The following is a 9542-nucleotide window of genomic DNA, read 5'->3' on the forward strand; positions in this document are numbered from 1 at the left end:
TGAAGCCGATCCGCCTTTTTCAGGCGCGTTCCCGTTTATCTTTCCGCCGTTTCGCCCATCAGGAGGCACGGTAGGTCCGTCACTTGGGGTCTTGCAGCGCCAGCCCGCTGTTCCCGTCCATCATCACCCCGGGGCCGGCATCGGCGCCGTTGTCCTGCATTCGCCGCCCCTTCTCTCTCAGCCCATCCGCCCTGTCTCTCCCTTCCGCCCCTCCATCCCGCCGCGTCTCCGGCGTAATGGGGCGCCTCCGCCGCGGCGGGTTCTGCCCCTCCACGCTCAAGCTCCGGTCTCTGGCCCGTGTTCCGGGCAGAAAGAAACCCCGGCGGTTTGCCGGGGTCCCATCTTCACTCACGCCACTGCCAACTACCACTGCCAACTGCCAACTGCCCCTTCCACCTTCATGCCGCGCGGTTCACGAACGCCGTCAGCGCGGCCGCCGGCACGCGATAGCGGTCCGGCCGCGTCTCCACGGTTGGCAGCCGACCCTCCTTCACCATGCGCCAGATCGTCTGCCGCGATACGAGCATCCGGCGCGCCGCCTCGGAAAAGGTCAGCAGCCGCGTGTCCGTCACCTCGGCGGTCTTCTCGCCGCTGAGCGCCCGTTCCACCGCCTTGATTTGATCCGGCGTCGCCGCCAGGATGCGCCCGATCAGTTCCTCTTTGCCCATAGGTATCCCTTCTGCCGCATCCAGCCCGAAAACCCATTGTGTTCGTAACGGTGCGACACACAACGGACGGAATCAACATTCGCCAAGGGCCGCGGCGCCGATTTCGGCCATTCTCCTATCCAATGGAACGGCCGTAAGTGTCGCTCTGCGAACACTTACGGCCTGTCATGAACCTTCTATCGGGGCGTCCGCCCTCCCGTTCAATTCGCGAGCATGTCGGTCAGACGCTTGCGCTCGGCCGGTGTCAGATCGGCCAGGAACGCGCCCAGTTTGTCGCCGGCGGGAAGGGCGGGCGGTGTGGTCGAGCCGTTTCCGGTCAGGACGGCAGGCAGCTTGTCGCCCAAGACTGCCCGCAGGTGCTCCGCGCCCGGTTTGAAGTAGTGCCGCAGAACGACCTCGACGGTCTTGTGGCCGGTCACCAGTCGGCAGACCTCCATCGGAACCCCGGCCGACAGCGCCAGCGTCACCCACGTCACCCGTAGCGCGTGCCAGTCCAGGACCGACGCCGACCGTGCCCGGCCCGGCGCTTCAAGCCGCGTCAGCCTGGCGACACGCGCCTTGGCACCGCCCCCCGCCGCCATGCCCTTGACCCCAACGGTCGGCAGGAAGCGGACATTGAGTGCCTTTTCGGCGGCGTGAAGATCGGCCGAGACACCCGACCGCACCCGCCCCGTCTGCTTCTCAATGTCCCGTATCGAAGCGCCCCCGGCGTAGCGCCTCGCTGTGTCCGCGATCCGCGCCGCAATGTCCGGCCGGAAACGGCCCGCCACGGCCGTTTCAATATACGGCAGGCGTTCGGCCAGCCCCTCCCGCCCGGCGCAGACGGCGGCCTCTGCGGCGGGTTCGGCGTCCTCTGTGTCGGGCATGATCGAAGAGACCAGCTTCTTGAACCGCCAGGTCAACCCGTCGGGGTTCGCGTTCACCATCCGCGCCGCCGCGGGAAAGACGAACGTGGCACCCGCCTCGCGGTCGGCGAGCGCCGCCTCGAAGACCTCCCGCAGGGGGCGGAAGATCGGAATCTGGACGCCCGCCCCGGTCTTCGCCGTCTTGACGTTCACGGTGCCCGCCCGCAGGTCAACAGCCTTCCACGGCAGACGGCACACGTCGCCCCGGCGCAGCCCGGTGCAGGCGGCGGTCACGACCAGCGGAAAGAGCAAGGGGTCGGGCCTCGCGGCCTCGAAAAGCCGGGTCAGCTCTTCGGCGGTGAAGGGGCGGCGGTGCACCGTGTCACCGTCCTCGTCTTCGCCCTTGCGGTTGATCGCCCCCTCGAAGGGGTTGGGGACGCCGGGCGGCAGAAGGCGCTTGAATGCCGACCTCAGAAGTTGTGCGGCGTTTCGGGCTGTTTTCCGCGCATGGGTTTTGCGCAAGGTGTCAACGTGTCCCGTCGCCATTTCTGTCGTGACCTCGTGCAGGAACGTGCAAGGGACGGCATCGGCGAAGCGCTTGAAGATGGCGTCACATTGCGCCATCCAATCCGTGCCTGGCTTCGTTTCCCGCGGCAGCTTGCGCCACCGCTCGGCCAAATCGGCAAGGCGAACGTATTCCACGGTCCGTCCGGTTTTCGACTCGATCAGGCGCCGGGTCAGATGCTCGGCGTTCCCCTTCTCCCGCGCCTCGTTCCGCACCACTTCGAGCGCCGCCTCAGCTTTCATCCGGCTCGCCTCAAAAGCATGGGTGCCAGGCTCTCTCAGGGTCGGCGGCGGGGTGCCCTTGATCGGAACACCGAGATTGACCACCTTCGCCTTGCCGTCCACATCATAACGGCCGTACCAGTACTTCCGCGGTTTTCCGTTACGCCCATGTCTGATCTCAAGTCCCATGGTGCCCCGCCTTTCCGCCGCCTGTTTGTTGCGACGTGTGACATAATGAAGAAAAATCTCGGGAAAGGCAAGCAAAAAAACCACACAATTACAAACACAGACCTATTAGAGATAATATAAAGACGATAATAAAGGCGTTTTTTGTCGAGATACGTCAGGCTCATAACCTGAAGGTCGTAGGTTCAAATCCTACCCCCGCTACCATCTTCAAACGTCCCCGATTCCGTAAGGAGTCGGGGATTTTTTCGTTCCCGATGATTCGACCCTTCAGAAGGCGGGTTTGAGGCGGCCATGGGAATCATTGCCGTTCTCCGGGCGTATCACTGTTCCTGTTTTTAATCCACGACTGTCAAAACGATCTTCTGCAGATCACTGTCGCGCGAGGAGGTGCCGACCATGATCTCAAACTCGCCCGGTTCCACAACGTGGCGCATGGTGACATCGTAGAATGCCAGAGACCTCGGGGTGATCTCAATCGCCACGGTTTTCGTCTGGCCCGGCTCCAGCCAGACCTTGCTGAATCCCTTCAGTTCCTTCACGGGCCGTGTCACGGAGCTGATCCGGTCGCGGATGTAGAGCTGCACGACTTCGGTGCCTGCTCGCGAGCCGGTATTGGTGACGCTGGCCAAGACCCGTGTGGAGTCGCAGCGGCCGATGCGCCGTTTGGCCAAGCGGATATTCCGAATGTCAAAGGTGGTGTAGCTGAGTCCGAAACCGAACGGGTACAGGGGTGTGACCTCGTCCCAGAGGTAGCCGCGGCGGGCGGAGGGTTTGTAATTGTAAAATACCGGGAGGTGCCCCGCCGACCGCGGAATGCTGATCGGGAGTTTGCCGCCGGGGGTCACGTCGCCGAAGAGCACCTCCGCCACGGCGCGCCCGCATTCCTGCCCCAGATACCAGCATTGGAAGATGACGGGCACCTGGTTGACGAGCTGCTGGATGGCCAGGGGCCGTCCGCCGAACAGCAGGGCCACCACCGGTTTGCCGGTGCCAACCATCGCTTCGATCAGCTCATTCTGGCGGCCAGGGAGCTCGAGCGTGGCGCAATCACCCATGTGTGTGAGCGACCACGCTTCACGCGACGTTTGTTCGTTGCCGCCCAGCGCGAGGATGATGACCTCGGCTTTTCGGGCGATTCTGACCGCCTGGGCGATTTGACGCCGGTCTTCGTCGGGGTCTGCGGCAATCACCTCGTCCTGCCGCCAGCAGCCGCCCTGGGTGATCTGGCAGCCCTCGGCATGGAGCACGCGAACGCCTTTCCCCACGCGGGCCCGGATCCCATCGAGAACCGTGATGGTTTGTCGAGGAAGTCCGCTATAGCCTCCCAGAAGCGGACGGTCAGCGTTGGGGCCTATCACGGCGATGGTCTTGAACTGAGACGGGGCCAACGGCGCGAGGGTGTGATCGTTTTTGAGCAGGGTGATGGTTTCGCGGGCGGCCTGGAGCGCCAGCGTCCGGTGTGCGTCACACCCCACCACCTGCTCCGCTTCATCAGGATTCACGTAGGGATCATCAAACAACCCCATCTTGAACTTCCAGAGAAGCAGGGGAGCCACGAGGTCATCGATCTGGCGTTCCCGAAGCTCGCCTCGGCGTACGAGGTCGACCACGTGGAGGTAGCAGTCCGGGTCTGGAAGTTCCATGTTCACACCGGCCTCGACCGCCAGCCGGCAGGATTCCCGTTTATCCTGGGCCACAAAATGGCCGTGGGTGGCGGGGCGGTAGCCGAGTTCCCAGATCCCGTAATAGTCGGACACCACGAACCCCTTGAAGCCCCACTCTTTTCGGAGCACGTGGCGCAGGAGCCACTGGCTCGCGTGGGAGGGAACGCCGTCGATCTCGTTGTAGGATGCCATTACGCTGACGGCGCCTGCCTGGTGAATAACGTCTTGAAAAGGGCGCAAAAACGTTTCCCGCAGGACGCGCTCGGACACATTCACCGGGGCACAGTTCATGCCGGACTCGGGCTGTCCATGGGCTGCGAAATGTTTCAGGGTGGCCATGACGTGCCGCTTGTCCTGGAACGTGCCGTCCCCTTGGAAGCCGCGAACGGCAGCAAGGCCCATCTGTGTGCTGAGAAAGGGATCTTCGCCGTAGGTTTCCTCCACCCGACCCCAGCGCGGATCGCGCGCGACATCCACAACCGGGGTAAGTGCCTGGTGTGTGCCGCGGACGCGGGCCTCATAGGCCGTCATGCTGAACACGTCTTCCACCAGTTTCGGATTGAACGTGGAGCCCAGCCCAATGGGTTGGGGAAAACTGGTGGCGTCGCGGGCGGCGTGGCCGTGGAGGCACTCCTCATGGAACACAACGGGAATACCCAATCGGCTGTGGTTGAGAAAGAACGCCTGGATGGCGTTCGTCAGCTCAGCCATGCCCCGAGCGTTCTGTCCCCGCGACGATTGAGCGGGGAGTGCACCAGCGTCGCTCGGCCGCCCGACTTGGCCGAGCCCATGACCTTTCTTGAAGAAAGCACCAGCCTTGGCGGGATCGAAACGGCCATCGGCGTCGACAAGCGTCTGGGCCTTCTCTTGCCAGATGCACATCATCTGAGCGGCTTTCTCTTCCAAAGTCATGCGAGACAGCAGGTCCGCCATGCGTTTGGACGCGGGCAGCTTGGCGTTCTTGTAAGGCGGGATAGACTTGGCGGCGGTTCGTCGTGTGTTCATGGGTTGAAAATCATGTTCCGAAATCACTCTTCAGCCGGGAGGAGTACACGATCCATTGGATAAAGAATCTTGAGCGCCAGAAGAAGCCGACTGCCGATAGAGTTGCACCAGTTGGCGGATGCGGTTCGGGTGCAGCACGAGCAGCGCAATGCCGCCCACGATGTTGCCCAGCGTGACCGGCAGGAGGTTGTTGAAAATAGTCCCGTGGCTCCACAGCGGCACCCCTCTGGCAAAGAGGCCAACCGGAATCAAGAGCATGTTCGCGACGCAATGCTCAAAGCCACAGGCCACGAAGGTCGAGATCGGCAATATGCAGCAAATGATTTTCGAGACCACGTCCTTCGCAAGCGTGGCCAGAATCAAGGCAAGAGTCACGAGCGCGTTACAGAGGATCCCTCGCACAAAAGCATCGCCAAAACTCATCGCAAGTTTGGCTTCAGCCACCCGGACCGCTGTCTCTCCGAGCGGCGTTAGAGCATCCGGCGCACCGAGCAGGGCTGTACAGACGATCAGCGCAGCAAAGCCGTAGGCACCGATAAAGTTTCCGACATACACCGATCCCCAGTTACGAAGCAACTTGGAGACGGGATAGAGGCGCGTGATGGCTCCAACGATCATGACGATGTTACCCGTAAACAGTTCGGCGCCTGCAATCACCACGAACACAAGGCCGATGCTGAACACGAGGCCGGCGACGATGCGACTTCCCGTCTCGGTGAGCGCCACGAGCGACACCAAACCCCCGAAACTGATGTAGATGCCAGCCAGCATACCGAGCAGGAGCAGTTGCCAGACCTGCGTATTGGCTTTGCGAATTCCAAGCACGGACACCATTCGGTCGTGCTCTTTTGCGGACAACATGGGATCGTAGGTGGCAGGAATGGGCGGTTTAGGCAGGGTTGTGCTCATCTCCTCTTTCCTTCATCTTTCTGCATCCAACGGAAAAAACCCGTCATTGAGGCTGTTTTCAAGAAAGGGTCGCCGACCCTACCAATACCCATCATCAATGAAGACGTTGACACCATGGTTTACAGCGGCGTTGATTTCCCTTTCCATCACATACGGATCCGCTTCGTTCACAGAACCCCACAAGGATTTGCGGGGCCAGTTGTGATCGGGTGTCTTTTTGACAGAATTTTTTACTGACTGCCATTCCCCCATGCCCTCGGGCCAGAACATGCGTGTCCGCTTCTCGTCACCGGTGTATGCAGGCCACACAGATGCGGCCACATGCTTTCACTCGCCCTTTACCTCTCGCCGCGCCGACGAGAAAACGACAAGTAGAATCGCATCATCTGTACCGATGTTGCGAGCGTTGTGCAGCAATCCCTGTGGTATGGTGATCGCGTCGCCGTCACGCATTATGACGTGCCGGCCACCTTCAATTTCATGTTCAATCTCTCCCTCAAGCACGACCAGCACTTCTTCGCAGTTGGGATGACAGTGACGGGGGTTGGCCAAACCCGGACGGATCACGCATTTGCCGACGGTCATGTGTTGAGAATTGCCGAGTTTGGCGCTGGCATACCAAGTGAGGGCACCCCAGTCCGCCACTGTCACTTCCGTCCTTGCCGCTGGAAGTAGGGCCGCTTTGCTCACTGCCTTTCCTGCCGTCATCATGTTGCAGACTCCCGCAGTTGTTCAGGTTTCGCGGTCTGACCGGTCTCACACGACACATCGATTGCATGTGCGGTCGCGACCGAATCGAAACCGTCTTCGCCGGTGATCGGAACGGGCCGACCGTCGCGAAGCGCATCGAGAAACGCGTGCACTCCTGCCTGATGGCTGTCCTCTTCATGATCAGGCTTGAGGGATTCCTCCTGACCGCTGATACGGTCTCGGAACTTTTCCAGACTGATCATGCCCTTGCTGCCGATGACTGTCAGTCCGCCACGCGCCATGCCCGGCATCCCCTCGTAGGAGAAGGTGAGTTCCCCAATGCCGTCAATACCCTCAAACTCCAGCAGGGCGACGATCGTTTTGTTGTGCCAGTACGGCAGATCGCCAACGCGGTTGCCCAGCGCGGTCACCCTGCGAACGGGTCTGCCGCAAAGCCAGCGGAGCATGTCCACCTGATGCACCCCGCTGCCGGTGACCATCGTGCGGCCGGATTCTCGTGTGGCATACCACGGGGCGTTGGCAAACTTCTCACGGACGTACTGGTACAATTCGGTGATGCCGATGTAGGCGATGTCGCCAAGGCGGCCGGAGGCAATCAGTTCTCTTGCGCGAGGATAGATGCTCCGAAAGCGCATCTCGTGGTGAATCATCAGATGCACTCCGGCCTTCCTGGCAGATGCCACGATGGCCCGCGCATCCGGCAACGTCGGCGCAATTGGCTTGGTCAGCAGGATCTGAACTCCTGCGGCACAGGCCGCCTCCGCGTGCGTGCGATGCAAGTGGTCCGGGGTGAGGATGCTCACCACGTCCACCCGCCCCGCCGAGAACAGATCGTCGATACTCGTGTGGAGGGTCGTCGGCTTTCTCAGGGTCGCCGCCACCTTCTCGGCCACCTCGCGGCGGGTATCACACAGTGCGATGCGATCCACTTCTGGCCTCGTGTCGTAAACTGCGGCGTGCTTTCCGCCCAAGCCATACTGTGATCCAAGTCCAATGATAGCTGCGTTCATAACTCAATCATCTCTTGCGTCGGCCGAACGTTACGGGTGAGACGACGGTATCCCGGCCCCTCCACCGCCTGGTTGGGGCTTCATTTCTGGAACATCTCCGTGAGAACACTGAGCAGTTTATTCGATGCAGTTGGGGAGAGACGGCCCAGCTTCTTGACGAGACGTGTTCTGTCAACGGTCCGAATCTGGTCCAACACGATTTGCCCCTCGGTCCCCTGAAATATGCATGGCACCCGCGTAGGGTAGTCGCGCCCCTCGGTTGTTATGGGAGCAATGATGACGGTCCCAATGTGATGGTTCATCTCATCCGGTGAGATCACCGTGCAGGGCCTCGTCTTCTTGATCTCGTGTCCGACCGTGGGGTCGAGGGCCACGAGGAACACATCGAAGCGATCTACTTCCATTGCCACTCCTCCTCGTCCCAACGGGTCGAGGTCGGCTGACCGTCCAACAACTTGTCGTCCCCCTCGCGGGCCATCTGCTCGAAAGCATCCGCCCAGCCGGCGCGCGGCTGCCGAGGGGAATGGATGAGGATCATGCAATCTCTCACGTCCATCTCCACCTGTTCCGTCAAACCGCACTGCTCGATGAAGGGCTTCGGTATCCGAACGCCACGCGAGTTGCCGATAGGTATAAGGGTCGTTTTCATGTCACCATCGTAGACACTTTGTGATTACCCGTCAACTCCGGATCTCGTTCGCGTTGGACCTCCTCCCCACCCCGCCTCACGGCGACGCAGTTGCCCTTTCGCTTCCCTTCGGCTTCTCCTTCACCTGGCGTGGGGACTCGCACTCCACACGGTACGTGTTTTGGAATCGTGTGCAGGTCATTGTTGGGGGCAGATCAATCTCACGCCCGGGAAGTATGTGCTCATCCTATTGGTGTCGCGTGTGAGTAGAGGTATTCCAGCAGCTTCTGCGTGTCCGCCGATGAAGAAGTCTGGCAGTGGTGATGTCTTGGTTCCGCGTCGGGTTCTATACCGGCCGAAAGCCTTGGCTGCTCGAAAGAGGCCTTGCCTGGGGATCTCTTGGTAGTTGAGACCGAACTTCCTGACGACATCGTCGACGAATTCGGTTGATGGGCTGCCGAAGCAAAGCTCAGCGTAGACGACGGGGTTGATGACCAGTCCTGAGTCGCTGTGCCCCTCGAGCTGCGCAATCGACCACTCGGCCCAAGCTGGATCATCAGTAAGCACGTCGATGATGACATTTGTGTCAACCAATATGGCCATCTACTCCCCTCGTGTTGCTTGCATCCATTCCTGGGTCGTTCGTGTTCCCTTGAGCACGCCGCGCAGTGCGCTAAACCGGTTTCGTCCCCCTGGGGGCTCTTCATGCTTCAGCAAAACGACGGTGCCACCAATGATGCGGAAATCAACATCCGTATGCGGAGCGATCCCCAGGTAATCACGAATGCGCGCCGGTATTGTCACCTGTCCTTTTGTGGTTAATTTCATGGTATTACTTTCTCACGTATTACTGTTGATGTCAAGCCCCCAACGTTAGCGGCCAGGGCAAACGCATCTAAAATTCTTTCTGAGACTCTTGCAAAACTCCATGGGCAAGATGCCCGTGCCACTTTGACAGACCCGGGGGGTTGCCAGTGCCTCAATAGACAGGAATAGACAAAATTAGACAGAAAACAAGCACCCTCTTTAGAGCAGATTTTTCGCATGTAACCACGCATGAACGAGTTACACACGAACCGGATCGGGTTGAGGGGCGTATCGTGTCTAATCTTCATTTAGTAGCCCTG

General features: G+C 60.5%; 11 protein-coding genes and 1 pseudogene. All 12 read right to left on the reverse strand.

All coding sequences use genetic code 11. From position 1 onward, the window contains the following. Positions 1-79 precede the first annotated feature (79 nt). The 12 genes and pseudogenes from FJ222_10385 to FJ222_10440 all read right to left on the reverse strand — a co-directional run bounded on the left by FJ222_10385 (position 80) and on the right by FJ222_10440 (position 9243). Entirely contained in the window at positions 80-352 is a 273-nt protein-coding gene (locus FJ222_10385) for a hypothetical protein (GenBank protein ID MBM4164829.1), read from the reverse strand. Between the two features lie 46 nt (positions 353-398). Beyond that, positions 399-668 carry a helix-turn-helix domain-containing protein gene (locus tag FJ222_10390; GenBank protein MBM4164830.1) on the reverse strand — a complete coding sequence of 90 codons (270 nt, stop codon included), beginning with the start codon at positions 666-668 and terminating at the stop codon, positions 399-401. 200 nt (positions 669-868) lie between these two features. Further along, complete coding sequence (locus tag FJ222_10395) at positions 869-2488, reverse strand: hypothetical protein (protein ID MBM4164831.1); 1620 nt, start codon at positions 2486-2488, stop codon at positions 869-871. 335 nt (positions 2489-2823) lie between these two features. Then, the gene (locus FJ222_10400; protein ID MBM4164832.1) at positions 2824-5157 is read right to left on the reverse strand and encodes a beta-glucosidase; all 2334 of its coding nucleotides are present in this window, start codon (positions 5155-5157) and stop codon (positions 2824-2826) included. Positions 5158-5187: 30 nt separating this feature from the next. Next, positions 5188-6066: a formate/nitrite transporter family protein gene (locus FJ222_10405; protein ID MBM4164833.1), complete on the reverse strand. Its 879-nt coding sequence runs from the start codon at positions 6064-6066 to the stop codon at positions 5188-5190. An 81-nt stretch (positions 6067-6147) separates the two neighbouring features. Further along, positions 6148-6387 (reverse strand): annotated as a pseudogene (locus FJ222_10410) (hypothetical protein). A 6-nt stretch (positions 6388-6393) separates the two neighbouring features. After that, a complete protein-coding gene (locus FJ222_10415) occupies positions 6394-6774 on the reverse strand; it encodes a cupin domain-containing protein (protein MBM4164834.1) in 381 nt (126 codons plus the stop codon). Further along, the gene (locus tag FJ222_10420; GenBank protein MBM4164835.1) at positions 6774-7787 is read right to left on the reverse strand and encodes a Gfo/Idh/MocA family oxidoreductase; all 1014 of its coding nucleotides are present in this window, start codon (positions 7785-7787) and stop codon (positions 6774-6776) included. The genes FJ222_10415 and FJ222_10420 overlap by 1 nt, the downstream gene beginning before the upstream one ends. A gap of 80 nt (positions 7788-7867) precedes the next feature. Beyond that, positions 7868-8191: a type II toxin-antitoxin system PemK/MazF family toxin gene (locus FJ222_10425; GenBank protein ID MBM4164836.1), complete on the reverse strand. Its 324-nt coding sequence runs from the start codon at positions 8189-8191 to the stop codon at positions 7868-7870. Next, entirely contained in the window at positions 8182-8436 is a 255-nt protein-coding gene (locus FJ222_10430) for an AbrB/MazE/SpoVT family DNA-binding domain-containing protein (GenBank protein MBM4164837.1), read from the reverse strand. Before FJ222_10430 ends, FJ222_10425 begins: the two co-directional genes overlap by 10 nt. 177 nt (positions 8437-8613) lie before the next feature. Beyond that, on the reverse strand, positions 8614-9018 hold the full coding sequence (locus FJ222_10435) for a type II toxin-antitoxin system VapC family toxin (protein MBM4164838.1): 405 nt from the start codon (positions 9016-9018) through the stop codon (positions 8614-8616). Further along, on the reverse strand, positions 9019-9243 hold the full coding sequence (locus FJ222_10440) for an AbrB/MazE/SpoVT family DNA-binding domain-containing protein (GenBank protein MBM4164839.1): 225 nt from the start codon (positions 9241-9243) through the stop codon (positions 9019-9021). Between the last annotated feature and the right edge of the window lie 299 nt (positions 9244-9542).

It is taken from the genome of Lentisphaerota bacterium (genome assembly GCA_016873675.1).
Classification (GTDB): Bacteria; Verrucomicrobiota; Kiritimatiellia; order RFP12; family JAAYNR01; genus VGWG01.

What these genes read in the sequence shown, in the direction of transcription:
- FJ222_10400 (MBM4164832.1), bottom strand. Translation starts at nt 5,157, where the DNA reads ATGAACACACGACGAACCGCCGCCAAGTCTATCCCGCCTTACAAGAAC.
- FJ222_10390 (MBM4164830.1), bottom strand. Translation starts at nt 668, where the DNA reads ATGGGCAAAGAGGAACTGATCGGGCGCATCCTGGCGGCGACGCCGGAT.
- FJ222_10430 (MBM4164837.1), bottom strand. Translation starts at nt 8,436, where the DNA reads ATGAAAACGACCCTTATACCTATCGGCAACTCGCGTGGCGTTCGGATA.
- FJ222_10420 (MBM4164835.1), bottom strand. Translation starts at nt 7,787, where the DNA reads ATGAACGCAGCTATCATTGGACTTGGATCACAGTATGGCTTGGGCGGA.
- FJ222_10415 (MBM4164834.1), bottom strand. Translation starts at nt 6,774, where the DNA reads ATGACGGCAGGAAAGGCAGTGAGCAAAGCGGCCCTACTTCCAGCGGCA.
- FJ222_10425 (MBM4164836.1), bottom strand. Translation starts at nt 8,191, where the DNA reads ATGGAAGTAGATCGCTTCGATGTGTTCCTCGTGGCCCTCGACCCCACG.
- FJ222_10440 (MBM4164839.1), bottom strand. Translation starts at nt 9,243, where the DNA reads ATGAAATTAACCACAAAAGGACAGGTGACAATACCGGCGCGCATTCGT.
- FJ222_10405 (MBM4164833.1), bottom strand. Translation starts at nt 6,066, where the DNA reads ATGAGCACAACCCTGCCTAAACCGCCCATTCCTGCCACCTACGATCCC.
- FJ222_10435 (MBM4164838.1), bottom strand. Translation starts at nt 9,018, where the DNA reads ATGGCCATATTGGTTGACACAAATGTCATCATCGACGTGCTTACTGAT.
- FJ222_10395 (MBM4164831.1), bottom strand. Translation starts at nt 2,488, where the DNA reads ATGGGACTTGAGATCAGACATGGGCGTAACGGAAAACCGCGGAAGTAC.